The 25,072-nt window shown below is 46.9% G+C and carries 35 protein-coding genes and 1 pseudogene; 15 read left to right on the forward strand and 21 right to left on the reverse strand.

Features of this window, described 5'->3' with window-relative positions; genetic code table 11:
* Positions 1–35: 35 nt before the first annotated feature.
* The gene (locus JCM14467_RS04765; RefSeq protein ID WP_054849366.1) at positions 36–701 is read right to left on the reverse strand and encodes an IS607 family transposase; all 666 of its coding nucleotides are present in this window, start codon (positions 699–701) and stop codon (positions 36–38) included.
* 51 nt (positions 702–752) lie between these two features.
* Between JCM14467_RS04765 and JCM14467_RS04770 the strand changes: the two genes are divergently transcribed.
* Entirely contained in the window at positions 753–1,139 is a 387-nt protein-coding gene (locus tag JCM14467_RS04770; RefSeq protein WP_054849334.1) for a PaREP1 family protein, read from the forward strand.
* On the opposite strand, the pseudogene JCM14467_RS04775 reads toward JCM14467_RS04770, so the two are convergent.
* Both JCM14467_RS04775 and JCM14467_RS04780 read right to left on the reverse strand, forming a co-directional pair.
* Positions 1,136–2,316 (reverse strand): annotated as a pseudogene (locus JCM14467_RS04775) (thiolase domain-containing protein). The gene JCM14467_RS04770 and the pseudogene JCM14467_RS04775 overlap by 4 nt on opposite strands.
* 39 nt (positions 2,317–2,355) lie before the next feature.
* Positions 2,356–3,513: a thiolase domain-containing protein gene (locus JCM14467_RS04780; RefSeq protein ID WP_054849335.1), complete on the reverse strand. Its 1,158-nt coding sequence runs from the start codon at positions 3,511–3,513 to the stop codon at positions 2,356–2,358.
* A 99-nt stretch (positions 3,514–3,612) separates the two neighbouring features.
* Here JCM14467_RS04780 and JCM14467_RS15960 point away from each other — a divergent pair, with 99 nt between their 5' ends.
* From JCM14467_RS15960 to JCM14467_RS04795, 5 genes are all read left to right on the forward strand, one after another.
* On the forward strand, positions 3,613–4,068 hold the full coding sequence (locus JCM14467_RS15960; protein WP_252900733.1) for an A24 family peptidase: 456 nt from the start codon (positions 3,613–3,615) through the stop codon (positions 4,066–4,068).
* Between the two features lie 109 nt (positions 4,069–4,177).
* Complete coding sequence (locus tag JCM14467_RS15965; protein WP_252900734.1) at positions 4,178–4,372, forward strand: hypothetical protein; 195 nt, start codon at positions 4,178–4,180, stop codon at positions 4,370–4,372.
* A gap of 37 nt (positions 4,373–4,409) precedes the next feature.
* Entirely contained in the window at positions 4,410–5,129 is a 720-nt protein-coding gene (locus JCM14467_RS15970; protein ID WP_252900735.1) for an ATP phosphoribosyltransferase regulatory subunit, read from the forward strand.
* Complete coding sequence (locus tag JCM14467_RS15975) at positions 5,090–5,710, forward strand: ATP phosphoribosyltransferase regulatory subunit (protein WP_252900764.1); 621 nt, start codon at positions 5,090–5,092, stop codon at positions 5,708–5,710. The genes JCM14467_RS15970 and JCM14467_RS15975 overlap by 40 nt, the downstream gene beginning before the upstream one ends.
* 31 nt (positions 5,711–5,741) lie before the next feature.
* On the forward strand, positions 5,742–6,233 hold the full coding sequence (locus JCM14467_RS04795; RefSeq protein WP_054849367.1) for a bifunctional nuclease family protein: 492 nt from the start codon (positions 5,742–5,744) through the stop codon (positions 6,231–6,233).
* Positions 6,234–6,244: 11 nt separating this feature from the next.
* Here JCM14467_RS04795 and JCM14467_RS04800 read toward each other — a convergent pair whose 3' ends face one another.
* The 3 genes from JCM14467_RS04800 to JCM14467_RS04810 are packed head-to-tail and all read right to left on the reverse strand — an operon-like array spanning position 6,245 to position 7,730.
* On the reverse strand, positions 6,245–6,655 hold the full coding sequence (locus tag JCM14467_RS04800; protein WP_054849336.1) for a secondary thiamine-phosphate synthase enzyme YjbQ: 411 nt from the start codon (positions 6,653–6,655) through the stop codon (positions 6,245–6,247).
* Between the two features lie 51 nt (positions 6,656–6,706).
* Entirely contained in the window at positions 6,707–7,081 is a 375-nt protein-coding gene (locus tag JCM14467_RS04805) for a roadblock/LC7 domain-containing protein (RefSeq protein ID WP_054849337.1), read from the reverse strand.
* 46 nt (positions 7,082–7,127) lie between these two features.
* Positions 7,128–7,730: an ArsR family transcriptional regulator gene (locus tag JCM14467_RS04810; protein WP_054849338.1), complete on the reverse strand. Its 603-nt coding sequence runs from the start codon at positions 7,728–7,730 to the stop codon at positions 7,128–7,130.
* A 105-nt stretch (positions 7,731–7,835) separates the two neighbouring features.
* Between JCM14467_RS04810 and rfbC the strand changes: the two genes are divergently transcribed.
* Entirely contained in the window at positions 7,836–8,402 is a 567-nt protein-coding gene (gene rfbC, locus JCM14467_RS04815) for a dTDP-4-dehydrorhamnose 3,5-epimerase (RefSeq protein ID WP_054849339.1), read from the forward strand.
* A 126-nt stretch (positions 8,403–8,528) separates the two neighbouring features.
* On the opposite strand, the gene JCM14467_RS04820 is transcribed toward rfbC, so the two are convergent.
* Positions 8,529–9,098, reverse strand: coding sequence for a hypothetical protein (locus JCM14467_RS04820; protein ID WP_054849340.1), 570 nt, complete (start codon positions 9,096–9,098; stop codon positions 8,529–8,531).
* 56 nt (positions 9,099–9,154) lie between these two features.
* On the opposite strand from JCM14467_RS04820, the gene JCM14467_RS04825 reads away from it, so the two are divergent.
* The gene (locus JCM14467_RS04825) at positions 9,155–10,393 is read left to right on the forward strand and encodes a tRNA pseudouridine(55) synthase (protein ID WP_054849341.1); all 1,239 of its coding nucleotides are present in this window, start codon (positions 9,155–9,157) and stop codon (positions 10,391–10,393) included.
* Here JCM14467_RS04825 and JCM14467_RS04830 read toward each other — a convergent pair whose 3' ends face one another.
* Complete coding sequence (locus JCM14467_RS04830) at positions 10,394–10,720, reverse strand: 50S ribosomal protein L21e (protein ID WP_054849342.1); 327 nt, start codon at positions 10,718–10,720, stop codon at positions 10,394–10,396. It abuts the gene before it with no gap.
* Positions 10,721–10,822: 102 nt separating this feature from the next.
* Between JCM14467_RS04830 and JCM14467_RS04835 the strand changes: the two genes are divergently transcribed.
* Complete coding sequence (locus JCM14467_RS04835) at positions 10,823–11,170, forward strand: RNA polymerase Rpb4 family protein (RefSeq protein WP_054849343.1); 348 nt, start codon at positions 10,823–10,825, stop codon at positions 11,168–11,170.
* An 11-nt stretch (positions 11,171–11,181) separates the two neighbouring features.
* Positions 11,182–11,745, forward strand: a complete 564-nt coding sequence (locus JCM14467_RS04840; protein WP_054849368.1) for a DUF655 domain-containing protein — start codon at positions 11,182–11,184, stop codon at positions 11,743–11,745.
* Between the two features lie 12 nt (positions 11,746–11,757).
* On the opposite strand, the gene JCM14467_RS04845 is transcribed toward JCM14467_RS04840, so the two are convergent.
* Positions 11,758–12,156 carry a translation initiation factor IF-5A gene (locus tag JCM14467_RS04845; protein ID WP_013335662.1) on the reverse strand — a complete coding sequence of 133 codons (399 nt, stop codon included), beginning with the start codon at positions 12,154–12,156 and terminating at the stop codon, positions 11,758–11,760.
* A gap of 109 nt (positions 12,157–12,265) precedes the next feature.
* Between JCM14467_RS04845 and JCM14467_RS15980 the strand changes: the two genes are divergently transcribed.
* From JCM14467_RS15980 to JCM14467_RS04855, 3 genes are read left to right on the forward strand one after another with little or no spacing between them, the layout of a single operon-like run.
* Positions 12,266–12,625: an NAD(+)/NADH kinase gene (locus JCM14467_RS15980; RefSeq protein ID WP_252900736.1), complete on the forward strand. Its 360-nt coding sequence runs from the start codon at positions 12,266–12,268 to the stop codon at positions 12,623–12,625.
* Positions 12,622–13,059 carry a hypothetical protein gene (locus tag JCM14467_RS15985; protein ID WP_252900737.1) on the forward strand — a complete coding sequence of 146 codons (438 nt, stop codon included), beginning with the start codon at positions 12,622–12,624 and terminating at the stop codon, positions 13,057–13,059. Before JCM14467_RS15980 ends, JCM14467_RS15985 begins: the two co-directional genes overlap by 4 nt.
* On the forward strand, positions 13,056–13,430 hold the full coding sequence (locus JCM14467_RS04855) for a hypothetical protein (protein ID WP_054849344.1): 375 nt from the start codon (positions 13,056–13,058) through the stop codon (positions 13,428–13,430). Before JCM14467_RS15985 ends, JCM14467_RS04855 begins: the two co-directional genes overlap by 4 nt.
* On the opposite strand, the gene JCM14467_RS04860 is transcribed toward JCM14467_RS04855, so the two are convergent.
* From JCM14467_RS04860 to JCM14467_RS04880, 4 genes are all read right to left on the reverse strand, one after another.
* The gene (locus tag JCM14467_RS04860) at positions 13,424–13,978 is read right to left on the reverse strand and encodes a 50S ribosomal protein L22 (RefSeq protein WP_054849345.1); all 555 of its coding nucleotides are present in this window, start codon (positions 13,976–13,978) and stop codon (positions 13,424–13,426) included. The two genes, JCM14467_RS04855 and JCM14467_RS04860, sit on opposite strands and share 7 nt — an antisense overlap.
* 440 nt (positions 13,979–14,418) lie before the next feature.
* The gene (locus tag JCM14467_RS04865; protein WP_054849346.1) at positions 14,419–14,658 is read right to left on the reverse strand and encodes a hypothetical protein; all 240 of its coding nucleotides are present in this window, start codon (positions 14,656–14,658) and stop codon (positions 14,419–14,421) included.
* A 420-nt stretch (positions 14,659–15,078) separates the two neighbouring features.
* Positions 15,079–15,519 (reverse strand): hypothetical protein, encoded by a 441-nt coding sequence (locus JCM14467_RS04870; protein ID WP_054849347.1) that lies wholly within the window; start codon positions 15,517–15,519, stop codon positions 15,079–15,081.
* Between the two features lie 417 nt (positions 15,520–15,936).
* Positions 15,937–17,001 carry an AAA family ATPase gene (locus tag JCM14467_RS04880; protein ID WP_054849349.1) on the reverse strand — a complete coding sequence of 355 codons (1,065 nt, stop codon included), beginning with the start codon at positions 16,999–17,001 and terminating at the stop codon, positions 15,937–15,939.
* 115 nt (positions 17,002–17,116) lie between these two features.
* Between JCM14467_RS04880 and JCM14467_RS04885 the strand changes: the two genes are divergently transcribed.
* Together JCM14467_RS04885 and JCM14467_RS04890 are read left to right on the forward strand one after the other, a co-directional pair.
* Entirely contained in the window at positions 17,117–17,410 is a 294-nt protein-coding gene (locus JCM14467_RS04885; RefSeq protein WP_054849350.1) for a hypothetical protein, read from the forward strand.
* A gap of 138 nt (positions 17,411–17,548) precedes the next feature.
* Complete coding sequence (locus JCM14467_RS04890; RefSeq protein ID WP_054849351.1) at positions 17,549–18,238, forward strand: YncE family protein; 690 nt, start codon at positions 17,549–17,551, stop codon at positions 18,236–18,238.
* A gap of 287 nt (positions 18,239–18,525) precedes the next feature.
* Here JCM14467_RS04890 and JCM14467_RS04895 read toward each other — a convergent pair whose 3' ends face one another.
* The 8 genes from JCM14467_RS04895 to JCM14467_RS04920 are packed head-to-tail and all read right to left on the reverse strand — an operon-like array spanning position 18,526 to position 25,058.
* Positions 18,526–19,719 carry a M20 family metallopeptidase gene (locus tag JCM14467_RS04895; RefSeq protein WP_054849369.1) on the reverse strand — a complete coding sequence of 398 codons (1,194 nt, stop codon included), beginning with the start codon at positions 19,717–19,719 and terminating at the stop codon, positions 18,526–18,528.
* Entirely contained in the window at positions 19,719–20,105 is a 387-nt protein-coding gene (locus JCM14467_RS15990; protein ID WP_252900738.1) for a glycosyltransferase family 4 protein, read from the reverse strand. The genes JCM14467_RS04895 and JCM14467_RS15990 overlap by 1 nt, the downstream gene beginning before the upstream one ends.
* A complete protein-coding gene (locus JCM14467_RS15995) occupies positions 20,083–20,715 on the reverse strand; it encodes a hypothetical protein (protein ID WP_252900739.1) in 633 nt (210 codons plus the stop codon). The genes JCM14467_RS15990 and JCM14467_RS15995 overlap by 23 nt, the downstream gene beginning before the upstream one ends.
* A 37-nt stretch (positions 20,716–20,752) precedes the next feature.
* Positions 20,753–21,535 carry a nucleotidyltransferase family protein gene (locus JCM14467_RS04905; protein ID WP_054849370.1) on the reverse strand — a complete coding sequence of 261 codons (783 nt, stop codon included), beginning with the start codon at positions 21,533–21,535 and terminating at the stop codon, positions 20,753–20,755.
* Between the two features lie 56 nt (positions 21,536–21,591).
* The gene (locus JCM14467_RS16000) at positions 21,592–22,440 is read right to left on the reverse strand and encodes a helix-hairpin-helix domain-containing protein (RefSeq protein ID WP_252900740.1); all 849 of its coding nucleotides are present in this window, start codon (positions 22,438–22,440) and stop codon (positions 21,592–21,594) included.
* Positions 22,437–23,876 (reverse strand): DEAD/DEAH box helicase, encoded by a 1,440-nt coding sequence (locus JCM14467_RS16005; RefSeq protein WP_252900741.1) that lies wholly within the window; start codon positions 23,874–23,876, stop codon positions 22,437–22,439. Before JCM14467_RS16005 ends, JCM14467_RS16000 begins: the two co-directional genes overlap by 4 nt.
* 55 nt (positions 23,877–23,931) lie before the next feature.
* Positions 23,932–24,639, reverse strand: a complete 708-nt coding sequence (locus JCM14467_RS04915) for an NAD(P)/FAD-dependent oxidoreductase (RefSeq protein WP_054849352.1) — start codon at positions 24,637–24,639, stop codon at positions 23,932–23,934.
* Positions 24,639–25,058: an FAD-dependent monooxygenase gene (locus JCM14467_RS04920; protein ID WP_054849353.1), complete on the reverse strand. Its 420-nt coding sequence runs from the start codon at positions 25,056–25,058 to the stop codon at positions 24,639–24,641. Before JCM14467_RS04920 ends, JCM14467_RS04915 begins: the two co-directional genes overlap by 1 nt.
* Between the last annotated feature and the right edge of the window lie 14 nt (positions 25,059–25,072).

Below are 25,072 nucleotides of genomic sequence, written 5' to 3' on the forward strand. Positions count from 1 at the left end.
GCCGATTAGTATTGTGAATATGAGTGTATATAAACTTATTGTTTCTCCTCTAGTATTTCCTCTATGTTTACTGGTAGCGTTTCCTGTAGGAACCTTTTGTTGTGTTCTACCAGCTTCTTCACTTTGCGGCTTCGTTTACCGTATATTTTTCCAGCGAATGAGGCTATTATTGCTAGGAAATCCTCTATAAGCTCTTCCAATGGCTCCTCCTCTTCTTGGAGCACCTCCTCTATTCTTACCCCATGTCTCTCGAAGAAGAATTGCAGGTATTCATAACCAAATCTTGTTAGTCTATCACGATACATTATGAGAACCACGTCTACCCTCTTATCAGCAACCATCTTTAGTAGCCTCTTCAACCCACCCCGCTCCTCTTCCAACCCGCTACCCACATCCGTTATAACGTCTACTACGGTGTATCCCCTCTCATCAGCGTACTTCTTAAGTAACTCCACCTGTCTATCCAGGTCTCCCTGCTCTTTCTGCTTACTAGAACTTACACGGGCATAGATAACAGCTCTAATTCTCTCTACTCTCTTCTCCTCACCTCTCAATCTCTCTATTTCACTACGAGGAATCAAGTAACGACCACTAGGACTACGAACAGCCCTCACCCTACCTTCACGTATCCATCTCCATAACGTGATGTATGACACACCAACTATTTTACAAGCATCACGAGGACTAAGAAACTCCTCCATGGCGATCCTCAAGAAGACATATACAAACATATAAAAATTGCTACGGCGTTCATGAGCGTTAAGTCTGCCGTGAGTGCCTTGGTGATTAGTAATCTTGGTAAGCTACTGGAGGGGCTGGGCGATAGGGATAGGTTTTGGTATGAGAACGTTGGTTACTCAGCACCCACCACGGGCTTGATCAGGATTGCCAGGGATTTGAGGAGGATTGGTATTGACGTGGAGAATGTCGTGAGGATTGCCCTATCACTACATAGGTTCTCGTACAATGGCTTTGACCCTAACTTCGTTAATTATAGTGAGCCTAGGGAGGTTGAGGGTGATGTGTTGGAGGTCGTTGAGTGGTTGCTTGGTCTCGACCGTTACTTTAGGTTTGATGAGAGGCTTGAGCGTGAGAGGGAGGAAGTTAAGAAGTTGCTTTCTGAATTTAAGGTGGTTTAAACCCTCATTATGACCACGGTACTTGCCTGCATTAGGTCTCCCCACGCATGGGCTAGGCCTGTGTACACGGGCTTCTTAACCTGCCTCTTACCTGCCTTACCTGCCAACTGCCAGTAGATCTCGGCAACCTTCATAGTTCCGGCAGCGGCTATTGGATTGCCGACGCCCAGTAATCCACCGCTTGGGTTTATTGGTAGGTCACCGTCCTTTGCGTGACGCCCTCCTTCGTGAGTTTCGGCGCCTCACACTTCTTGGCAAGTCCGAGTCCCTCCATGTGATGTAGTTCCTTGTAGTCGAATGGGTCGTAGACCTCGGCTACGTCAATCTCCCTTCTAGGATTGGTTATGCCCGCCATTCTATAGGCCATTTGGGCGGCTACATTTGCGTACTCGGGAAACGCCAGGTCCCTATTCGTCCAGGATGTTGTGTCTAGCGCCCAACCAACGCCGTCGATCCATACCGGAGTGTCGGTTTGCCTCCTGGCGACATCCTCGCTAGCGACAACGAATGCTGCGGCCCCGTCGCTGACTGGTGATATGTCGAGTAGTTGGACGGGCCATACAAGGACCTCGCTCTTTAGTACGTCATCCACGGTTATGTTCGCCGCTACCTGCGCTGCCGGGTGGTCTAGGGCGTTGCGCTTATTCTTGACGCTGACTAGGGCTATGTCCTCCTTCTTAACGCCGCACTTATACATGTACCTGTGCATTTCCATTGCGAATATCCATATGAGGTTAGGCTGGAGTGGTACCTCAGTCACAGGATCCCAAATGTACCTAAACACTGCCTGCGGATGTGGTATGTCGGCACTGCTCATCTTCTCCTCGGCAACAGCAAGCACTGTCTTGCAGTGCCCACTGGCCACGTGCCACCAAGCCGCTATTGGTACCATCACGCCGGTAGCACCACCAACGAAGACCCTCATTGTTGGCTTCCCAACACCGCCAGCGCCGTCAGCCAGGTACTCACCCTTCATGTGAACCCCATCGAAGGTGTCTGGCGCTGAGCCTATGACGACGCAGTCAATGTCCTTAAGCGTCAACCCAGCCTCATCAAGTGCCTGCTTCGCTGCTATCCATGCGAGTTCCTTTGGAGTCTCGAGCATCCTCCTCCTGAACAATGTTAACCCAGCACCAATTACTGCCGGCCTGTGCTTGACGTAGATATTCCTACTCATGAATTACCACCCCATGACCTGGTTCTTAAGCATTACCAATCACCTACTAATCACCGCAACAGCACTCGTGGTTGTCGGTACACCACGCCATGAATGAACAACAGCCTTCTCGGCCCTACTCAACTGTATCCTACCAGCCTCACCCCTCAACTGAAGCACAGCATCAACCAGCCTGGCGAGCCCATGAACCTCAAGCGGAACACCCTCACCGAGCGCTCCACCGCTTGGGTTTACTGGGAATAGGCCATCCCTGTCAAAGGCGCCCTCTAAGAGTAACTTGTGTGCCTCGCCAGGTGAAGCCAGCTTGAGGGCCTCTATGAATTGTAACTCCTTAAAGGAATACCTATTATCAACCTCTGCAAAGTGTAACTCCTTAATTGGGTCCTGAATACCAGCCATCTTGTAAGCCGCCTCCGCAGCCTTCATTGTGTGGACAGGGAATTCCCAGTTATGGAATTCAAGGGACGGATCCTCGGTAATCCAGTGAATGCCATCAACCCACACTGGCGTGTCCGTGTACCTCCTCGCCACATCCTCGCTCGCAAGAACGACAACAACCGCAGCATCGGCGAAGGGCGCAATATCCAGCTTAGTTAGTGGTGACACGGCGTAGGGCGCGTTGAGGACTTCATCAATCGTTAGGTTGGCGCCGTAACTAGCCCTTTCGTTATAGAGGGCGTTCCTCTTATCCTTAACAACCACATACGCCAGGGCTTCCCGGGGCACGTTATAGCGGTTCATGTATGCCTGTGCCTCCATGGCGGCTAGGGCGTGGTAGTTGGGCGTATTTATCGCCCTAACCGTTATTGGGTCCATTGCGAAGAGCATTACGTCGTGCATGTTAATAATGTCGCTTGGCTTCGCATGGGACTCAACAGTCACTACGTCGAATTGCCCAGTCTTAATCATCATGTATGCATTAGCCACGCATTGGAGTCCGTCACCCGGTGTTGTGAAAACGGGCTTTAAGGTACCGCCAATGGGCTCAGGTGCGAATTCATCGGCTATGGCTATGCCCTCCCAGAAATCCTCCTGGCAGCTTGCGAAGGCGTCAACGTCAGTCCTTGGGTTTATACCACCGGCATCCTCATAGGCGCGTGCTGCTGCCTCGAACATCATCTCCCTAAACGATGCCTCCTCAACCACGGGCCTAAACCCGTACCAGCCAACCCCTATGATTGCAACTCTCCTCGACATAGTAATTGTAGTCCCAGGGAACCTTTTAATTTATTACCCATACAGAACTCGCCAAGCAATAGTCTTAATAGCCCATTTTTCACAGCCTCTTTAGAACCCATGATAAGCCCATATGCGCTACTCACCGTGGATTACCTAATAGTCATGATAACCCAGGTGGTTGCGTCGGTGCAGGACTTGAGGACTAGGGAGATTAGTGATTGGACGTGGATCGTAGGCTCAATAATATGTATACCGCTCGGTCTTTACGCAGCCATTAGATTGGGTCTCCTAACCCTATACGTAATTGGTGTTATTGCTGGTTCGATATTCGCATTGGCTGTGTATTGGCTTAGGGCCATGGGTGGTGCTGACTCTAAGTCCATAGCCTTCATATCAGCCTCAATACCCACATTACCCATGGCTAGCCCTGCGCTAACCGTAATAAGCATCACACCGTTGTCAGTACTAATCAACTCATTAATAATTGCCCTAGTAATATACATACCGTATAACGTGATTCAGAATATTAGGTACGGCAGCAACTGCGAGGCTCTCTCCAGGTTAGTGGGTTAGGCAGGATAGTATACATCACATCCCTCATGTGCGTGCCTGCGTACAGAATTTTCAGAAACCCCAATAATTATGCGATAGCCAGGTACTCACTAGTGACGGGTTCCAACCAGTGATTAAACTTGGCCTAGATGTTGACGACCCTAGGGAATTACTGATTGAGTGGTTGTCCCAGGGAAGGATTGACATAGATACGCCGGTGTTGACTTCATACCACATACCCTTCATAATCCCCATAACCCTTGGCCTATTAATGTACGTGCTAACTCACGTAAATTTCCTAGCGCTTGTAATGTCCTCGTTATGAAACGAAAATTTTTATTTAACCTATATATCGGTGATCTGTGGTATTTGACGATAAGGACCTAAGGCCTGTCAGGGGAATGAGAGACTTAACGCCTGAGGAGTACTACCCAATGTTGCAGGTCTTTGATAAGTTGGCTAGGGTTGCCGAGTCCTTCGGCTACCTAAGGGTCGAGACGCCTGCCCTGGAGCACTACGAGATACTCAGGGCTAAGGCTGGTGAGGACGTGATTAACGAGATCTACTACTTCAAGGATAAGGCTGGTAGGGAGGTTGGGCTTAGGTTTGACATGACCGTGCCCGTGGCCAGGGTGGTCTCCTACAGGGTTGACGTGCCGAAGCCTATCAGGTGGTACTACATAACGAAGGTTTGGCGTTATGACGAGCCTCAGCACGGTAGGTATAGGGAGTTTCACCAATTCGGTATTGAATTCATCGGCTCATCAAGCGTTAGGGCTGATGCTGAGGTTTTAGCCGTTGGTGTTGAGGCGCTTAGGGCCATTGGTATTGGTGATTTCAGGGTTAGGATAAATGACAGGAGGGTGGTTGACCAATTACTGGGCAAGTTGGGAATCTCCAATGAGCTTAGGCCCAATGTTCTTAGGATCATGGATAAGAGGGGTAAGGTTCCCGATGATGAATTACTAAAAATGTTGAGGGACCTTGGGCTTAGCAACGACATTGCCAGGAGGTTCTTAGGCTTGCTAACACCAGTGAGAGTATTGACAAGGCCGTTGATTCGTTTAGGGAATTCGGCGTGAGTGATGAGTTCATAAAATACTACAGTGAGTTAATAGACCTTCTTGACATGTATGGTGTCCGTAATTACATGGACCTTGACATGGGCATTGTGAGGGGTCTTGATTATTACACGGGCATTGTCTTCGAGATGTATGTTCCAGATTATAAGTTGTCCGTGGGTGGTGGCGGTAGGTATGATAACCTAATAGAGATTTACAGCGGCAAGCCAATGCCAGCCTCAGGATTTGCAATGGGCATTGAGAGATTACTGGAGGTTCTCGAGCAGAGGGGGGCACTTAAGCGTGTTACTCCGCAAATTGATTATTACGTGTACGTCCTCGGTAATGACAGGAATTACCTATCGCTTGGTTATAAACTCGCTGGTAACCTTAGGTCTCGCGGCAACAAGGTTATCCTCGACACGGGTGAGAAGAGTCTCAGGAGTGCCCTTGAGTATGCTTCGAAGATCAACGTTAAGTACTTCATAATAGTTGGCCCAAAGGAGGTTTCTCAGGGCTTTGTTAAGGTTAGGGACATGGGTAGTTGGAGTGAGAGGGAGGTTCCGCTGTCTGAGTTTGGGATTAATGCTAAGGGTGAATAAGTAAATAAAGGGGTTGTTTAACATTAGTGTAATGGTTAGGGAGGAGAGTTCAGGAAATTCAAAGTACTTAAAGGCTGATCTCCTGGATGTAATTGAGATTCCGGAGGAGGGCGTTGCGGTGATGCTCTTCACAACCGAGGAGTGGGAGGATAGGGTACTACCCATTAGGATTGATGTGACGGCATCCTTCTCGATTAAGAAGGCCCTTGGTCTCGTAACCTTCCATAGACCATTAACCCATGACTTGCTGGTCGACTTAATTAATAGGCTTGATGTAACCATTGAGAAGGTAACCATTGACGCTATGATTGACGGCGTTTACCTAGCCACAATATTTGTTAAGGATAATAGGACAAACGAGACATTCCAACTAGATGCTAGGCCGAGTGATGCCACAGCGATAGCCGTAAGGCTTGGCGCACCGATTTACGTGGCTGAGCACCTAGTGGCTTACACGGAACCCCTCGAGAATTACAGGGAGTTGAGGGCGAGGTACGGATTTAGTTTTAACAAAAATCTGTAACTTATTGTATTTTACTCACCAATAGCCACGAGCACTACCCTCCTACTCCTTGGTCCATCAAACTCTGCCAGGAAGACCTCCTGCCACGTACCACGCACAAGCTCGCCATTTACTATCGGTAACACATAGAATTGCTTGAATATTGACGTCAGTAAGTGGGCATCCGCGTTATTGTCAATCTCATTGTGGTGATAATCACCGTTGGCTGGTACCAACCTCTCAAACAAGTTCTCATAGTCCCTCCTTATCCTTGGTTCATCCTCATTGGCAAATAGGGCTGAGGTGGCGTGTGGTAGGAAGACCAGCACAATCCCATTCGTAATGCCTGACTCCCTGACGAATCCCTCCACGTGGTCTGTTATGTTAATGACCTCCCTACGCCTCCTACTTTGTATCGTAATCTCCCTCGTGAAAACCCTCATAACCTATAACCAATTTAACGCATTAGTAAAGCTTACCTCGCCTGTGGTTCATTACTTCACCTGTTTTTGGATGATCGTTATAAGTCTCTCCAACTCAAGCATTGTTAAGCCTATTGTTGAATCATCACCACGCTTCACTAAAACGCCGATCGTAAAGTCCCTAAACCTCTTAATCACTATGTAACCCGCACCTGCCTGAACAATTACGTGCCTAGAATCCTCATCAAGCAACTCCTTGCTAACCCTATCACCCACCGCGCTGAGTGATGCAATCATTGCAGCTACGCGGTCTGGGTCGACGTTAATCCTCGAGGCATGAGCAACCAGGAGTCCATCGAGTGACGCTATGTATACACCGCTTATGATATCATTACCGCTTAGGAATTCCTTAACAGTCTTATTTAAGGCATTGTTAACCTCCTCCATTGCAATTATTATTCAATTCTAGAAAAATATAAACATATCTCCCAACCTACCTCATAACAATAATCCTCCAACCACCCTTAAGTTTCCTAAGTAAATCCCTCCTAATAAGCTCCCTAAACAACTCCACATAAGCCTCACTGGGCTCGGCACCCCTCAGCTCAACACCGTACTTGCGCGCCAGGGATTTAACATTATTAACGCAGGCCTGCCTAAGTGGGCAGGTCGAGCAGTAATTACTCAGTGGCTCGCCGTTAATGATTATAAGGCCGTGGAATGGGTCTATGAATGCGCCCTTGCCCGTTAATATACTCAGTGCAATTTCGCCATCAACGTCCTTAACCTCATACACGGCATAAATGCGTCCACTCGGTAAGTACTTATTACCGCTCTTAATCACCCAGCCCGAGTTTAGTAACCTCCTTAAATGCCTAGATAATTTACCCCTCTGTAGGTTCGTCCTCCTCATGATCTGCGTGAAGCTGTTATGCCCACCTATTATGGCGAGCATTATTTCGAGGTTTGTACCATCGAGTATCACGTCGAAGTCTCTCTCCCTCATTAATACGTACTCATTGTCGTAACCTGGTATCATGCCAATTCCTTCACCATTAAGCGTTACCACGATCTCGGGTTTAATTACGGCATTCATTATGTGGGACAATTAATGACGTGTTTATTAACCAATTCTCAGAGATCACTCTGTTTAGCAGAGAACCTAGGTATTCCTTATTAATTACATTATTATGCCTTAATCATGCCATTTAAGAACTTCGTAAGACTTGAAATACCCGATGTAATACTCGTGGAGCCCGTTGTATTCCCAGACGCCAGGGGCTTCTTCGCAGAGCTTTATAAGAGGACTGACTTCCTAGCTGGTGGTGTGACTTACGACTTCGTCCAGGTAAGCCTAAGCAGATCGAGGCGTGGTGTCGTCCGTGGACTTCACTATCAATTGAAGCCCATGGAGCAGGGCAAGCTCGTCACTGTGATCAGGGGTCGCGTGGTTGACGTTGCAGTGGACGTCAGGAGGGGTTCTCCCTGGTTTGGTAAGTACGTGATGGTCGAGCTCTCTGCTGACAACCCAAGGCTCCTATGGATACCGCCCGGCTTCGCCCACGGCTTTCAAGCCCTTGAGGATGACACATTATTCCTATACCTACAGACTAAGGAGTATAGTCCCCAGCATGAGAGGTGTGTTGCCTGGAATGACCCAGAGATTGGGATTCCATGGCCCATTAGGGAGAACGTGATAATTAGCGAGAAGGATAGTAAGTGCCCACCACTCAGGCAGGCGGAGACCAACTTTGACTACCCAATATGATCAGCCTCACACGCCTCAGCACCCATTAAGCCCGATAAGCCTCATCATGCTAAGACTTATTACTGTGTAGCTAGCCTAAATATAAGTCATATGATGAGTTGAACCCACGCAGACCAGTGAAGACGCCTAAACCGACTGATCACCACCCCTAATAATCACTATTGGCTCACCAAAGACAGAGTAATGCCTACTCCACTTATCCCTCAGGGCTATGTTCAATTCAGGGTCCAGGTGGGGCCTCACTGTCTTAATGAACCTAGCTATCGAATCCCTCTCATGAATAACCAGGTAAAGCCTCCCATTACTGCTCGGGAATACACTACCATTAATACCCAATAGCTTTAGTATAATCCTTAGCGTAAGTCCAAAGGATTTACTCGGTATCCTGATACTAAGAACCAGGTTGGGCATGTCGAGCCCTGGCTCTGGGTCGATTAACTCCCCATAGAAGTCATAAAGACCCCTAAGCAGTTTAACCCAGTCATTAATGTTTAGGAACGTTAATAACCTGATTGGTTTCTGCAAAACCTTCTTTATCTCGTCACATAAATTGCTCACTGCATTCACTGAGTCATTAGTCACGGCAATCCCTGGCTCCAGTGATCGGGCATAGTCAACGGCGTCGGAGAAACCCTCAATACTCCTCCACTTCACGGAGCACTCATTTATGAAGGCGCCAATTAAGTATGGGTCCACGGGAGTACTCCTAAATACATACTTTAATATGCTTACTATGTCAGGTAATACGCCATATGAGCATTGAAAGGGCAATGGACATACTGAGGAAGTATCCACTCTGTGACCACTGCCTTGGCAGGCTATTCGCGAGACTCGGTACTGGGCTTAGTAATGAGGAGAGGGGTAAGGCAATCAAGGATTACTTACTAATGAGGATTCACGAGAGGATACTGAGCGAGGGTTTGAGCGATGAGTTGCTCAATGATATAAAGGCCCTGGCAATGAGTGGTCACGAACCAAGTATAAAATTCCTAAGTAACATGGGGATTAATGCATCGCCAGCCAAGTGCTACGTGTGCGGCGGCATCATTTTTAATAGGCTTGATGAGTGGGCTATTACGATCGCGAATAGCCTAAGGTCTCTTGGTATTGAATTCAGGTCATTTAGGTTGGGTAGTAAGGTGCCGCTTGATATCCTGAATAGGGAGCTAAGCATAACCACTGAGTTTAGCATATCGAGTGCTGAGTCCATTAAGCGTGAGATAAATAGGGAGTTGGGTAAGAGGGTTTCGGCGATCCTGGGCGTGCCATTCAGTAGGGAGGATCCTGACGTGGAGGCAGTCATAGACGTTAGCACGGGCTCCGTGGAGGTTCAGGTAATGCCAATATACGTATCAGCGAGGTATAGGAAGGTTCATAGGCTGATTAATAGGGAGGGGCAGGGAAGGTGGCCGATTGATAAGGTGGTTCAGGCATATGGGGCTAGGGACGTAATTATACATGCCGGTGGTGAGGATCCGGTGGGTGTCAGGGTCCTCGGTAATGGCAGACCAGTAATACTGCAGGTGGTTAAGCCGGCTAAAAGACCTGACATTAATGATGTTTACCCATTACTCAGGGATTCGAATTATGATGTTGTGCTCGATAATTTATCCAGGGTTAGGGCCTCCGCTGTGGATAAAATGAAGGCTAGGGTTAGGGATTACGTAATTACGTACAGGGTACTGGCCATCACAGCCAATTCAATAACTGACGGGAGTATTAAGTCATTGCATGATTACTTCAGGAATAGGCAGGTGGTTCAGTTGTTTAGGCGTGGTCGTAGGGTTAGGAGGAGGGTTAGCATGGTTTATGAGCTTGACGGTAGGGTCGTTGGGGATAGGCTTGTGGAGTTCCTGATTAGGTGCCAGGGTAACCTATACATTAGGGGTTTCGTGCATGGCGGCTACGGTAATGTGGAGCCGAGCATCGCCGGCACGCTGGGATTCAGTGTTAGGCCTGTGGAGGTTGATATACTTAACATAAGTGATTGATCATGATGCGGGCGCCTTGGTCTCGCTTGGCTGGGTCTTGAAGGGCACTATGTGGTCTGGCGTGGTTATGATGACCTTCCTCTTACCACCGACGTATATCTCAATCTCGTAAGCCTTGCCCCTCTTGCCGATAATCGTACCCACCTTACCCTGATACCTCCTGTGTGGTGCGGTGGTTATGAATGTTGGGTCTATGTCAATGACTACCTTATCGCCTACCCTGTACTCATAGAGCCACCTGGAAATACCTGGTCTACCCTTCTCCCTAGGCTTCTTGGTCAGTAGCTTCCTCGACTTGTAGCGTAGGCCGTGTGTTCGGTGCATGATCGACCCTAGGCACTACCGCACTATGGAGTATTTAAGCATTCCCTCATTAACGGGCTAGTACTTACCAAATCCTTAAATAGGGATTTTTATTGGGAATTTACTGTGGTTAAGCGTATCATTAATTCTGAGGATATCTCCATGCCCGAGGCACTCAGGATTCTCGAGGAGAAGGTAATCAATGCTAATCCCGGGATTACCGATGAAACCGTCAACAATACCCTGGATTACCTCAGGAAATTCTCCAAGGTGGGTCCGGACAAGGCAAGGGAGTTGGTTTCAGAGCTCATGAAGAGGTTTGGGTTGGCGAAATTAACGGCGATTCAGATAGTTAACCTAATGCCTCAGACCGCCGAGGAGCTTAGGGTATTGCTTGGTGCCGAAAAGAGGGAGTTCAGTGATAAGGATGTTGAAGAGATTCTGAACCTACTAAAGAGTGCCAAGGCATCCTAAGGGTGTCCCTAATGGTTAAGAGGGAGGACTACGCATACATACTCGACATAATACCCCCAGAGCAGATGCTCATTAAGGACCCATCCCTGATAAAGAAGGGATTTCCCAGGAATGAGGCCTACGTACAAGCCATTGGGGAGCAATTCTTCACACTTCTCGAGTTAACCCTAAAACCAAATGTTACGGCCGAGGTTGGCGAGAGGGTTTACATTGGCAGTGGTACTAGGGATAAGGTGAATAAGATTGTCAGGAGGATAAGCTATGACGAACTTACCAACGAGGCTAAGAATGCGCTTCCGGAGGTCGTTGCCAGGATTGTTAAGGTTCAGGAGGGTAGGTTCGTTGATTTCTTCAATAAGGCTGGTCCAATAACCCTCAAGATGCATAGCCTAGAGCTGCTTAGGGGCATTGGTAAGAAGACCCTTTGGCAGATTCTCGAGGAGAGGAGGAAGAAGCCCTTCCAGTCCTTTGAGGATATAAAGAGTAGGATTGGTATCGACCCGGAGAAGTTAATTATCGATAGGATATTGAGGGAATTACAGGGTGCTGATCAGTACAGGATCTTCGTTGGCTAGTTTTGACGGGCATTACCTAACCCTAATTATCTTCCTCCGCCCAGCAATATCCCAAACCTCAACCTCAACACCAGGCTCAATCCTACCCTTAACCTCCTCCTCCATCTGGTCCTGACCAACCTCAAAGGTGCTGTAATTCCTAAGGTCCATCAACTGCCAAGAATCACCAACCTTAGCCACAACCTGAGCAACGAACTTCTCAATAATCGGCACCTCAACCTGCGCATCAGCCGGCACAATCAACGTCCTCTTAACATTGTCAAAGACACCAATACCCACAATCCTGACCTTTGCACTACCATGCTTACCAGTCTTTGACTTCTCAACCTCAACCACCTTGCATGGCTCCCCATCAATCATTATGTAGCTACCCTCCTTCACGGAACCTGCCTCCGTTGGCTTCGTTGACATACAAATCGACATAGCTAGAGCTAATAAAAGGTTTTCTATCGAGTAATTCCCTAAGAAATTACTTATTAATTCACTTGATTATGCATTAACCTGAGTATTAATGAGGGTAATGATGTACATTGGCAAGTACGAGGATTACGCATTAGCGAAGTTAATAATCAATAGGCTTAGCGGTAATGGAGTTGAGGTGGTTGCCGCCAGGGATGTGGAGGTTAAGAATCTCGGAATACCGAAGTGGGATGGTTCTCGGGACGTCAACATCGCCATGGTGATTGGCGGTGATGGGACCGTCCTTAGGTTTATACATGAGATTGGAAATTCCATGGATGCTCCAATACTCCACATAGGGACTGGCAGGGTTAATTACCTAAGTGATGTTAGCGCCAGGGAGTTGCCCCAGGTACTTGATAAGTTGGTTAAGGGTGAGTACACAATTGAGGAGAGACTCACGTTGAAGCAGCGGCCATGAACTTTGAGTGTACGGCATTGAATGAGGTCCTTGTTAAGGGTGTTGATCCAGGGCATTTAATAAATGTGACTGTTGTTGAGGATGGGGGTGAGGAGATCATGAGGGCTAGGATGGATGGCGTAATAATAGCAACGCCCACGGGCTCCACGGCATATGCACTGGCGGCTGGTGGACCCGTCGTTGATAGTAGGTTAGCCGTGAAGTTAGTAGTGCCCCTCGCCCCATTCTCAAGGGCCCTAGTACCCATTGTACATCCATACGAAATACCCATTAAGGTACTAACGAGTGAGGTGGCTCACATACTCTGTGACGGTATTGTCGCACAGAGGGGTGCCGAGATACGTATTGTGCCGAGTGATAAGAAGGTTAGGTTCGTTAGGACTCGCCAGTACAGGATGTATGATAAATTATTTAGGAGGTTATTCATACCATGAGCCAGGGAGGTACGGTAATACTCGATACATCGGCGATACTCCACATGAGGGATTTACGCCCATTAATGGGCATGGGCAACCTAGTAACGACTAATTACGTGATTAATGAGTTGAGGGACGTAAGGGCCATTGCCGTGCCAGAGATACTGAACATAAGCGTTTACGAGATTAGCGCCGACGAGATAGCACTCGCCAGGAGGAGTTACCACATACCGAAACTACTTAGCGACACCGACGTATCACTAATAGTCCTAGCCCTAAGGCTTAAGGATAAGAACCCACTCGTAATCACCGACGACACCATGCTAATAAAATTCCTCAGGAAGTTAGGAATCAAGTACTCAGTAGTCTTCCTGAGAAAGCGTCAGTAGGGCCTTGGCCTTAACTTAAGTCTCTTTGGCACGTTCTCCTCAGGTATCTCGGCCCCGGCCAGCTCGATAGTCACCGTGTCCTGGAACCAGGGCGTTGACCTGCCAAAGGCCCTTGGCATGTAATTCCTAATCTTACGACCCTTATGGACAGCTGCGTGGATGATAACCACGTTATCGACATTCAAACCCCTATAACTCGCATTATTCTCCAGGTTCTTAAGGACCTCTAGGTAAGCCTTAGCCACCTTAACGGGCCACTTAGCCACTGGCCAGCCCTCCCAGGGCGTTGTGTGGTGTGCCTGCTTCTTCGTGAACCTCCTAACTGGTATCGGCATCTCTAACTTAATGACCTTGTTCAGGTAGTCCTCAGCCTGCTTAATGGTGAATCCCCTAATGAACCTAGCAACCTCAACAGCCTTCTTCCAACTAATCCTATACTCATAACCAAGGGCCTTAACGACCTGGTCCTCAGTAATGCTAGCCCCATAAACCTCCCTAACCCTCCTGATGATGTCCTCAGCGGTAATGCTCCAATCAATCCTAGCCATAACAAGACCAACGTGAACAATGCGGTATAAAAATATTTACCCACCATCCAACGTTACAACCACTCATCATTCTACAAATACACTGATATTACCAACGACGTGAGCAATATAACCAACCTTCAACGCAGCACTGCACGTTAAGGGCAAAGACGTGGGATTCAACAATAATGAAGATTGTAGTGATTACGTGGTCATGGGATTCACGTGTCATGCGCTTATGCGAATTACGTGCATTGGAAATTTAAGCCTGAGCTTAGTAAAGGCAGGTTTTACTTAGTTCTACTAGGTTCCATTTATTAATATGCATGGTGCGTGATGAGTATGATCATTGCCCTGGGCAATACCTAAACGCCTATATGTTGAACTTAATTAAGTCCTTGATCGTATCCCATAAATCCCCGAGCAGGGTTTCACCACACCCTCGAGCCTAGCCCTACTCCTTAAATTACCCTGGGCAGCCAGATGGGCAAATTCACCAGGAAGTCCTGGACCTTACCACGCTCAATCAACCTATCAATAGCACCCTTCTTAAGAACTATCGTGTCTCTAACATTTGGCCTTTCAATATCTATAGGCTTCTCTGAAATAATTAAGGCTGGTAATTCACTAATCTCGAAGGTATTCATTATATTCATTACAGTAACATGGAATTTTGTAGCGTCGAGTATTACGACAAACACATCATCCTATATATGGCTAATTTAAAGAGCTCAAGCCCAAGATTCTTATACTCATCGTTCAATGTATCAAAAGGCATGGGGATTAGCCAGATGATATGAAGGATATCTTTCCTGTCTCCTGCCAATTTCACAAGCATCTTATACGTCTCTAAGTCGGCCATTAAAGTACGCGTATACGTCATTAATCTTGATAATTCCAGCTTAATTAGGTGCTTACCTAGAGTGGGGATGGTAATGGTAGAGGAAGCGGCGCCACCCCTTAATTCGCCCATTGTTCCGCTTAGCGTCATTATCCCCTGTATGACCAATGGAAGCAGTGGGATGTGAATCGTCGACGATGAGGAAATTAATAGTGTAGGTGAACTACTAGAGCCTATTAGTACTTCCTTCCTCCTATTCTTAACAAAAACTAGACTCATATTACCCCACCCTCCTCCAGCTTGGCTTCACAACCCAGTTCACATAGTATAGTGGTCGGTTAAATAAATCCTTATAGCTTAGGTTCCTTGAGCACATGGAAGCCTCAACCTCGGCATGAACCAGGTATTTCTCATTATTGATCACCACCTCAGCCTCCTCATAGGCCGGTTCCTGCCTTTCAATATCAATGGGCTCCCAGCCATCCATGGGGAAGTAGTCAAATTTAAGTAATGGTTTATCGCTCACAGCTTTCATGACTTCATCAGGAACACTTTCAACGCCAATACCGGTCGTAACGAGGACTAGTAAATAGGCGCCAAATGGTGTTTGTTCACTAACCTTATGAACCTCAACAATAGCAGTCCTCAGGCGTAGGATTGTTCCATCCCTCAGCACAACCCTACCCACCTGATTACTAATTACTCTAAATCCACTAAGCACAAGAATCCTTTTAGGTAAGGATTACTTTAAACTTTGCATCAAATGCACATTTAGGATGCGATTTATACGGTTCCGCAATGTTTAATAATTAATAAATGCCCAGCCAATACCTTGTGTTCCATTGCAATTATTCACATGATCAAGAAGAATCCTTTAAATCCATAATACTTACTCAGCTTTAAGCAAAAATACTAACCATCCCTAGGATACACGTGCTCGTTACAAGTCCCATAGTCTTGAGGTTCAAGAAACCAATTATAAGTTAGTGTGATTGCCATAATCGTCATAGCCATCACCCTCGTGACTTACTTCATTCTTATCCCACACATCTCATACATTGAGGTGGACGCACTCTATGCATTCATAATTAACAGTAATGGCCGATGGTTCATCGAGTACTATGACGAGGGTAATAATTTACACACCCTTGGCCCATATATTGCTATAATCTATTTCTTTTAATATGGGATCAGCGATGCTGTATTCACCCCTCTCCTTTTTAACTATGAAATTACTGTTGACTAATGCTTCAAGGGCCAGGCCTAATTCCTTGTCATCAACCTTGCCCATTCTTATTTCAACACCCCTTTTAATATCCCTCCACCTGTTCACCACCTTAACCGTATCCATTATTGCGAGGTATAGTTGCTTATTGGATTTATTCTCTAGGAAGTGCTTGAACTCATCCATCATTATTTTCCTCCCCTCATCCAACGTGAGCTTCAGCGCTTCCTCATAACCCAACCTCCTTACTGCGTATAGATTCCCGAAGAGGGTTAACCAGCCCACTATTCCATCAAGCCTCTCAACAACCTCATTAACCCTGTTAAACTCAACACCAAGCTCCTCCATACCTCTTCTCAGGAATTCCCTAGATAATTCATCATTAAAGGGCTTGAGATTCAGGACTGCTGGTGGCCTACCGTGAAGTGGGGATGAGGATGAGGGATTAATCAAGATTTTAGTGACCCCTATGTAGGAGCCGCTGAAGATGAACCTAACCCTTGGGTTTGATGAAAACACATTACCTAGTACATCTAGGAATTGCCTACTGGCCTTAGATAATTCCTGAACCTCATCAAGGCCTATAACGAAGTTATCCTGTATGGAGTTAAGCAGCTCTATTAGGCTATTAGTGGCCTTAACATTTCTCCTCAATTCAATTCCCGCCGAACCTACCATGAAGTTGACGCTAATCCTAAGGTCCAACTGCACCCTACTTCTATTCAACTCCGCTATGATTAGGTTTAGTAGCGAATCTAAACCCCTGACTCCCCTTAAGTTTATGTAGATTCCCCTGAAGCCGTAATCCCTCTTAAGCTCATTAATCACGACCTTCATCAAGCTCGTCTTACCAATCTCCCTCTGACCACCAATCACTACCCAATTCCCCGAGAGAACCTGCCTTATGACATACTCCACCTCAGCATCCCTTCCAAACAATTCCCTCCTATCCTCCTTGGGATAGAGACCGAAGAGCAACTGTGGTCACTACAGTAACTGGCGTTACTACAGTAATTAATAAGGGTTTAGTTAAGCCACATACGTTATGTGGTGTGGAAAAATTTGATTTAAGCTACATGATCGTTATGATTGAATGAATGTCCCACCCATACCCAGGGTTGAGGGAAACATATTAAGGGGCCACAAGGGCTGTGGCCGCTGGGATGATGCGGTTAAGGCCTCCTACCCTTCAATCCTTAGTCGCCTTAAGGTACTTCCACCTGAGACTGTTAAAGAGACCGAGGAGAGGAATGTTAAGTTAATAAGCATTGAAGATACCGCAATGAATCCGACGGTGGGAAACCCCACCAAGGCGAACGGCCACTCATACCGTGAGTACAGGGTATATTTGCTGAAAAGGCAAACTTTACATACACTCCTTCTCTAGAGGTTGCCTGCTAATTACATCTTAATTTCTGTTAAGCATAAGTTCATTTAATTGAACTCACAATCACTACCTTATAAACTAAAGCTTCTTATACCATGGCGTAAAACTTAAAATAATTTGTTTTTGCATAGTTCATGTATGTGGTTGAGTAGAGTGTTTTCCGTTAGGCTATCCATAATACTAGTAATCGTACTAGTAATCCTCACGCTACTCACAGCATCAGCCATAGCATTTGAGGGCGCTGAAGCCAAAGACCCATCAAACATAGGCCAGGTAATAGCCACAATACCTCTCGGACCTGGAGCAAGTCCATGGGGGGTAGCCTATGATCCGAGTAACGGATACATATACGTTACGGGCTATGGACTTAATACTGTTTATGTTATCAATCCAGCAAACAACACTGTAATAGCCACAATATCTCTACCTGCTGGATCAGAACCAAAGGGTATAGTTTACGATCCAAGTAACGGATACATATACGTTGCAGATTTTGGTTCAGATTCAATATCTGTCATTAATCCCACAACAAATACCGTAATAGGCACAATTACTGTTGGATCACAACCGGTTGAAATGGTTTATGATCCGAGTAACGGCCACTTATATGTTACATGCTTTGGATCTAACACAGTATCTGTCGTTGCAACAGCACCAACTACTACTACAACTAAGGGCACCACAACTACTACAAATACTTCGGTGAATACTATTATACCTGCTATCACCACTGCTACTTCAACAGCACTAATAGCAGGGATAGTAGTCATCATAGTAGCCTTGGTAGCGGTAGCCGCTATTATTGCGTTGAGGAGAAGAAGAAAATAATATCTTCTGAAGATAATATCTCCTTAAAACCCATATTATAGATTTCCATACGATGGTGTAAAGTGGGCCTTAGCTGATTTCCACAATCCTCACCTAACTGACTCAACATAATCTAAGTTAGAACCCATTAGCAGTTGATTAAATATCACCCTACACTAAGTGGACCCCTAATAACACGGTTTCGTATGCGTTTTAGTAGCTTTCTGCTATGTATGTTGTTGGTTTAGTGCCATTGCGTTTTGCGCTGGGTGGGTAGGGCGTGTTGGTGTTAATGAGTGGTCGTTGATTCACGCATCGTTGTAGGTATTCCTGATTAATCGTAAGTAGACGTCAACGGACCTGATTATGTCGTTGATTTCGACGTACTCATCGGGGCCGTGGGCACTTGTTACGTTACCTGGCCCGTAGGTTAATGCGTCCACGCCTATTCCTTGTAGGTAGCGGGTGTCGACTGGCGTTCTTGATATAGCCACCCTCGGGTTTATTCCTAGAACCTTGACTATTGCATTTGTTAGTTTGTTTAGTAGTTTTGAGTCGTTATTCATTGCGGGTTCTATTCTATTCACCACGTGGATTTCTATTGCCGATTCAAGGATCCTGCCTAACCCATTTATGTGGTTTGTTATTTCATTGAGGGCTTGATTAATGTCCTCACTTGGTAGGATCCTCCTGTCTATTGAGAATTGGAAGTAGTTGGGCACCAGGTTACGGGCATCACCACCCCTAACAAGCCCGCCAAGCGTTATCGCCGCCTTTTCACCCATGAATTGTCTATTCTCAATCTTGGGCTTTAACTCATTAATTAATGAGTAGGCGATTTTAACGGCATCCTCAAAGGCATTAACCCCATGCCACGGTTGTGAGGCGTGGCTTGGGAAACCCCTAACTACGATGTCCAGCTGGAGTATTCCCATACTCCCAACCCACACCGTGTCGAGCTCGGTTGGCTCGGCAACTATTGCGTAGTCCGGCTTTGGTATTTGGTTAATTAGGTAGCCAACGCCCGTTATACCGCCAAGCTCCTCATCGGGTGTGAAGGAAAATTCCACGCAACCGTGGAAATCCCTCAACTCGCCTAACCGCTTCGCCAAAAGCACCAGGGCTGCTGCACCGCCCTTATCGTCGGACGCGCCCCTACCGTACACCCTGCCATTGATGAATACCGGTTTAAAGGGTTCTGTAATCAACCAACCGCTTCCTCCAGGGACTACGTCATAGTGAGCGTTGAAGTGAATCTTCTTGTCCCTGGTGTTACACAACTCTGCCAGCAGTATGTATCTTGGGTGGTCGGCGTACTCGGGGTAGTATTCCTTAACTACGGATTTAGGGACCTCGATAACCCTCGTGCCCAACCCGTAACTAGTTAGTAATTTATCCAGGTAGGTGACGAGTTCCAAGTAATTCTCGCCGGGCGGTGCTACCGTCCCTATCCTGATTAGGTCCATTAATACGCTAATTGCCTGCTCAATAAGCAGGTTCATCACTCACTTAACTCATTATATATTGCTAATAATTCCTTACCAACAACGCTTGGCGAGTGTCTCCTGGCGACTATGGCCTTTGCCCTGGCCCCAAGCTCCATGGCATAGTCTGGCGAGCTAATGAGTTCCTTAACACTGTCCAGGAAGCACTTGACGTCATTGACCTCGCATATTATCCCACCATCACTCACTACCTCAGGCACGGAATCCACGTTGGACGCAACGACTGGTATGCCCATGCTCATTGCCTCGAGTGCCGTGAATCCAAAGGCCTCGCCCCTGGTTGGGAAGAGGAGTACGTCGAACTCAGCCATCAGCCTGAGTAATTCATCCCTCCTCATTGGTTCGCGGTACTCAATGCCCTCAACCCTCCTTGGCTCCTGCAACGTAAACCTTCCTAATGCGTCTTGGTAGCTTTGACATCACATCCTCCGCAATGTCGCCACCCTTTCTTTTGTATTCAACGCCTATGAAGCCCACGGTAACCTCATCATCAATCCTCCTAAGGCTAGTCCTCATTGGTGGTGGCACAACCCTAACGTCATTGAATCCCTCCTCCTCAAGCCCCTCCCTGCTCCATTGGGTCCAGGTAATCATGATCACGTTATCCCTATTGAATAGGTACCTAAAGGTCTTTAGGGCGAGTTCATATAACGAGCTTCTCCTTGATTTGCCCAGGTACTTCTCGAATAGGTTGAATATTGGTTGGTCCATTTCCTGAACCCACGGTGTACGTGGTATGTATAGGTTTAGGAAGAATGCATGGGTTATTCCCCTTAATTTGAGTGAGTAGATGGGTTCTATCAATGCCTTAAGGAACCACTTAGTGGTTGTGTCCCTGGTTATGTAGAAGTCGTTGGATGATGGCGATAGGCCAACTGGTTCATTAATGACCCTATAATCAACACTTGGCGGTGGGTTTTCAAGCCTTAGTCTAATCCCGGTTCTTATCTCTCCAGAAATCCTGTTCCTACTCACGATAATGTTTACAAGCATAAGTTCCGTAAGTGTGAAGCCCGGTCAATTATAAATGTTAGTCTCCTCCATGTGAATTAAATGTACGATTAATGGTGCTGAGGTAGCTCTCGGGATCGCCAACACTGAGCCAGGAATCGTCACTAAGTAATAATCCATAAACCTCACCACCACCATTAATTACATTCTCAATGCCATAAGTTAACTCAAGCTCGCCATTAGCCCTAGCCAATCTAAGTCCCTCAAATATCCTCTTATTAAATATGTAGACTGCGGATATGGCAATGTTGGACTTGGGATTTCTCGGTTTCTCCTCAACGCTTAATACCCTGACCAAGCCGTAGCCATTGTAATTCCCCTCATCCTTGACGACGGCAATGCCATACCTACTCGGGTTGCTAACTCTCCTGAGGAATAAAATTGCATCAGGTCTTAATTCGTTGTATAATTTAACGCCCTCTGAGTACCCATTTGTTAGGATGCCGTCATCGGCATGCACGAAGAATGGTTCATTATTAATGAAGTCCTCAGCCCTAAGCACGGCATCGCCAAAGCCCAGGGGTCTCTCCTGGAATGTGAATGAAATTTGGGCCTTGAGTGAGTCTGTGAATAATTTATCCATTAAATAATCAATCAATGGTTTACCATTCCTGCCAACGACGATTATGAACTTGGAAACGCCAACCTCCTGGAGCCTAGCCATTATTAGGTCAATTATTGGAATTAACATTGGTGCCTCATTCCTACGTATCAGGGGCAGTAGCGCCTTGGGCATTATTAGTGTCATATTCCTCATTCTAGTACCAAGTCCAGCTGCGGTGATTACAGCCTTGTTAATCATCAACATGCTAGGTCTGTGGTGATAAATATATAAGTATTTCATTTCCGATATCAAAATCAAAGGTAATCAAGTAGTGAGCCCCTCTTCCTCGTATAGCCCTGCCTAACACCATCCTCCCTATTCACTGTTGGAGCCCTAGCCACCCTACCCTCACTAATTAACTTCCGTGCTTGTTCAACTATTGAGCGGGCAAGCTTATCACCGAAGCCCCTAATCACGCTTATAGCCCTTGGGTCCGCATTGGCTATGTCCTCAATGTTCCTAAAACCAGAATTATACAAAGCCCTAGCCCTCGCCCTACCAACACCCTCCAGGTTAACCACAAGCTCTATCAACTCATCCCTAACACCATACGTCAACCTCCACCTAAGTATGTTCAACATCTCCTCATGTCTTCTCATGTTAAGGGCACCCGCTAGCCTAGCCACTGCACTGGCGAGCCAATCCATTAAGTCACTGTACACCCTCAAGTCGCCAGGACCGACATCATAATTCTTGTAAAGCTCATCCTCAGAAACCTCGTTAGCCCAATCCAGGAGCATCACGGCGGTCTTCACAGTCGACAAGTAGTCCTCCAACTCCTCATCCTCGAACTCCCCATTCTCAATCTCATCCCTACTAATTGGAGGCTTAATCAGTAGGTAGTCCCAGTTATCGAGCACGAGTTCCAGGTAATCATCGAATTCATTCCTCCTAACCCTGAGTCTGGGGACCTCGGGTGATTGAACGATTAAGTGCGTATAACCCAAGTCATTTGTCTCATCCCTAGCCCTGAGACCGCGTATGTAAGTATTCGCAGTGTACGGGTCCAGGTAAAGGTTATTCAGTAGTGAGCCAAGTGCCGTAGCCGCAACATTACTATCCATCCTCTCGAGAAATCCCGACTCGACTAGAAAGTTAATCAAGTCATCAACCTTCCTCCTAAGTAGGTCCCTAAGGAATTCATTCTTATCGAAGTCACCCTGGACGTAGCCCAGGTTGATGATATGAACCTCATGATGTCGTCAATACTTGATGCGTAGCCGCTGGCTATTGCCGAGAGTATGTGCGTGGCCAGGTTCTTGTCTGTCAGGAACTTGGACTTTACATCCTCAACCCTGGCATTTATGTAGTTCCTAATTAGGTAATCAACCTCATCCTCACTCCTTGCAATGAGCACGGCCTCACCATATGGGTCTAGCCCAGGCCTACCGGCCCTACCTGCCATCTGTTTATACTCCATGACGGGTAGCTCCTCCATGCCAATGCCTGGCTCATACCTTCTATACTCATGTATGATGACTCTCCTAGCCGGTAAATTAACGCCTGCGGCAAGCGTAGTCGTAGCCACAACAACCTTAATCAGTCTATCCCTAAAGGAGGACTCGACGATGGACCTCGTATCCATGTCAAGCCCAGCATGATGAAAGGCAACACCGCACTTAACAATCCTGGCCAACTCCTCGCCAAGTAGCTTTGATTGAGACGTCTCAATTATTGAGTTGGAGATTTTAGCGAGCGTGCCTGGCTCTATGAGCTTCATCCCATAATTACATATGTAATGGGCTATCTGCTGGGCAAGCTTAACGGTGTTCGACCTTGAGTTTGTGAATACGAGTGCCTGGCCGCCATTAACTATGGTATCCATCACAAGCGATAGTACTGGGTTGCCCAGGTCCTTGATCAAGGCCCTGGACCCGTCGGCATAGTAAATAACGCCATCATAGTAAACACCCTCCCTAAGCCTAACTGGTCTCCAATCCGACGCTACAAGCTCAGCGTCGAGGTAATTGGCAATTTCCTCGGCATTACCGACGGTTGCTGACAGGGCAAGTATCTGGGTGTTGAGGCCGAGTGTCTTTACCTTAGCGATTATCGACTCTATTGTTGGCCCCCTCTTATCATCATCGATATAATGAATTTCATCAATAACCAAGACACCAACCTGCCTAAGCCACTCGGCTCTATGCCTAAGTAGGCTGTCGAGTTTCTCGTACGTTGTAACCACGATGTCATAATTCATGAGCCATGCATCCTCCTTATCATACTCACCGGTGGTGACTGCAATCCTAACACCAAGTCTCTCATAAACCCTTAAGTCCCTAGCCTTCTCATAGGCAAGGGCCCTCAGTGGGACGGCTAGTACGGCCTTAACGCTCCTGGTAAGTACGGCATTTATCATCACGAGCTCAGCCATCAGTGTCTTCCCGGTCGCCGTGCTCGTGCACATGACGATATTCCTACCATCAAACAAGCCCCTACGTACAGCCTCCTCCTGCGGTGGGTAAAGTTCCTGAATACCCCTCTCCCTGGCTATGAAGTCCCTTAATACGTCTGGAATTGGCAGGTCAGCGATACGCAACGTTAATCAACCAAGCAATAATTCTCAGCAGGACTAATAAAGAGTTTAGGCTGTACTAAACACAGAGTTCATGGGCCTCAACACTGATGTCCCAGGTACTCGGCCAATCATTACCAAACCTATCAATGAGGTAAGGCCTCGCGTAGTCAGGCCAGGAACCACTAAGCACGTAATCAACAACAGCCGAGGCTAGGGCAGGCCCCACCTCTGCTCCATAACCATTAAACCCACCAATCAATAACAAGCTATCTAACCCAAGAGTACCAACGAGGGGTCTCATGTCAGGCGTAACCTCGCAATAACCAAACCTAGAGCCGACGAGCAGGACCTCGCCAACCCTAGACCTGACTTTACCCCTAATTTCACTGATGAATTCGCGGTCAACTCCCGCCTCCCTGCCTGGCTCGGTTATTCTGGAGTTGCCATCGCCAGCAACAATTATTGAGAGCCCCAGCCTACTCAACGCATTATCTATTACTGAGCCGAGGGGTCTCATGTAAATGTCAAGTACATAGTCATAAACAATGACATTACTAATCCCCCTGCCCATGAAGGCAGCTGCTTGGCATTTATATGGAAGTAATGGCACCCTTAATCCGGTACCCCTGGTTATTATGGAGTTCCAAGCCCCAGAGGCAAGGATTACGTAATCCCCACGCAACTCATTACCACTCACTAAAACCCTAACCTCATGATTACCAAGCCTAATAGCGGCTTCACCCCTGATGTAGTTGACGCCCTTTATCTCATGGACCTTACCCATTAGTAATGGTAGTTAACCAGGTTGTCGCCATTAGTACTGAGAATGTACATCTCCTGGTCATTAGCTCTCTTAAGTCCATACTCGTCAATACTACTCACCACGTGAGTTTCAGCACCAGCCTCATGCCACATACCCATTATACCAAGCATATCGTTATAGCACACCGCCGGAATTACGGTGATGGACTTCATGGGCCTCAGGACATTAATACCCAACTCCCTAGACAATCCCACGTACACGTCCTCGCTAATCCTCGCCAATTTAATATCCTCAGGAAACCTCAGGAGCTTCGAGTGAATAAGCGGGAACCTAGGTCTTTGAAAATCAGAATTAACCAATGTAACACTAACACCCCTTAATGAAAGTAGGTGAGTCAGCACAGTCCCTATAACTCCCCCACCAATTACTATGACGTTCATCCCGAGGCATAAAC

Source organism: Vulcanisaeta sp. JCM 14467 (genome assembly GCF_001316245.1).
Lineage (GTDB): Archaea > Thermoproteota > Thermoprotei > Thermoproteales > Thermocladiaceae > Vulcanisaeta.

Coding starts and splice junctions, on each gene's coding strand:
- JCM14467_RS04915 (WP_054849352.1), bottom strand. CDS start 24,639: ATGGGTAAGGTCCATGAGATAAAGGGCGTCAACTACATCAGGGGTGAA.
- JCM14467_RS04840 (WP_054849368.1), top strand. CDS start 11,182: ATGGTTAAGAGGGAGGACTACGCATACATACTCGACATAATACCCCCA.
- JCM14467_RS04905 (WP_054849370.1), bottom strand. CDS start 21,535: ATGATTAACAAGGCTGTAATCACCGCAGCTGGACTTGGTACTAGAATG.
- JCM14467_RS04895 (WP_054849369.1), bottom strand. CDS start 19,719: ATGAACCTGCTTATTGAGCAGGCAATTAGCGTATTAATGGACCTAATC.
- JCM14467_RS04845 (WP_013335662.1), bottom strand. CDS start 12,156: ATGTCAACGAAGCCAACGGAGGCAGGTTCCGTGAAGGAGGGTAGCTAC.
- JCM14467_RS15995 (WP_252900739.1), bottom strand. CDS start 20,715: ATGCTTGTAAACATTATCGTGAGTAGGAACAGGATTTCTGGAGAGATA.
- JCM14467_RS04920 (WP_054849353.1), bottom strand. CDS start 25,058: ATGAACGTCATAGTAATTGGTGGGGGAGTTATAGGGACTGTGCTGACT.
- JCM14467_RS04800 (WP_054849336.1), bottom strand. CDS start 6,655: ATGAGGGTTTTCACGAGGGAGATTACGATACAAAGTAGGAGGCGTAGG.
- JCM14467_RS15980 (WP_252900736.1), top strand. CDS start 12,266: ATGATGTACATTGGCAAGTACGAGGATTACGCATTAGCGAAGTTAATA.
- JCM14467_RS04795 (WP_054849367.1), top strand. CDS start 5,742: ATGGTTAGGGAGGAGAGTTCAGGAAATTCAAAGTACTTAAAGGCTGAT.
- JCM14467_RS04770 (WP_054849334.1), top strand. CDS start 753: ATGAGCGTTAAGTCTGCCGTGAGTGCCTTGGTGATTAGTAATCTTGGT.
- JCM14467_RS15985 (WP_252900737.1), top strand. CDS start 12,622: ATGAACTTTGAGTGTACGGCATTGAATGAGGTCCTTGTTAAGGGTGTT.
- JCM14467_RS15960 (WP_252900733.1), top strand. CDS start 3,613: ATGATAAGCCCATATGCGCTACTCACCGTGGATTACCTAATAGTCATG.
- JCM14467_RS04825 (WP_054849341.1), top strand. CDS start 9,155: ATGAGCATTGAAAGGGCAATGGACATACTGAGGAAGTATCCACTCTGT.
- JCM14467_RS04890 (WP_054849351.1), top strand. CDS start 17,549: ATGTGGTTGAGTAGAGTGTTTTCCGTTAGGCTATCCATAATACTAGTA.
- JCM14467_RS04780 (WP_054849335.1), bottom strand. CDS start 3,513: ATGTCGAGGAGAGTTGCAATCATAGGGGTTGGCTGGTACGGGTTTAGG.
- JCM14467_RS04765 (WP_054849366.1), bottom strand. CDS start 701: ATGGAGGAGTTTCTTAGTCCTCGTGATGCTTGTAAAATAGTTGGTGTG.
- JCM14467_RS04805 (WP_054849337.1), bottom strand. CDS start 7,081: ATGGAGGAGGTTAACAATGCCTTAAATAAGACTGTTAAGGAATTCCTA.
- JCM14467_RS04885 (WP_054849350.1), top strand. CDS start 17,117: ATGAATGTCCCACCCATACCCAGGGTTGAGGGAAACATATTAAGGGGC.
- JCM14467_RS04855 (WP_054849344.1), top strand. CDS start 13,056: ATGAGCCAGGGAGGTACGGTAATACTCGATACATCGGCGATACTCCAC.
- rfbC (WP_054849339.1), top strand. CDS start 7,836: ATGCCATTTAAGAACTTCGTAAGACTTGAAATACCCGATGTAATACTC.
- JCM14467_RS04810 (WP_054849338.1), bottom strand. CDS start 7,730: ATGAATGCCGTAATTAAACCCGAGATCGTGGTAACGCTTAATGGTGAA.
- JCM14467_RS04860 (WP_054849345.1), bottom strand. CDS start 13,978: ATGGCTAGGATTGATTGGAGCATTACCGCTGAGGACATCATCAGGAGG.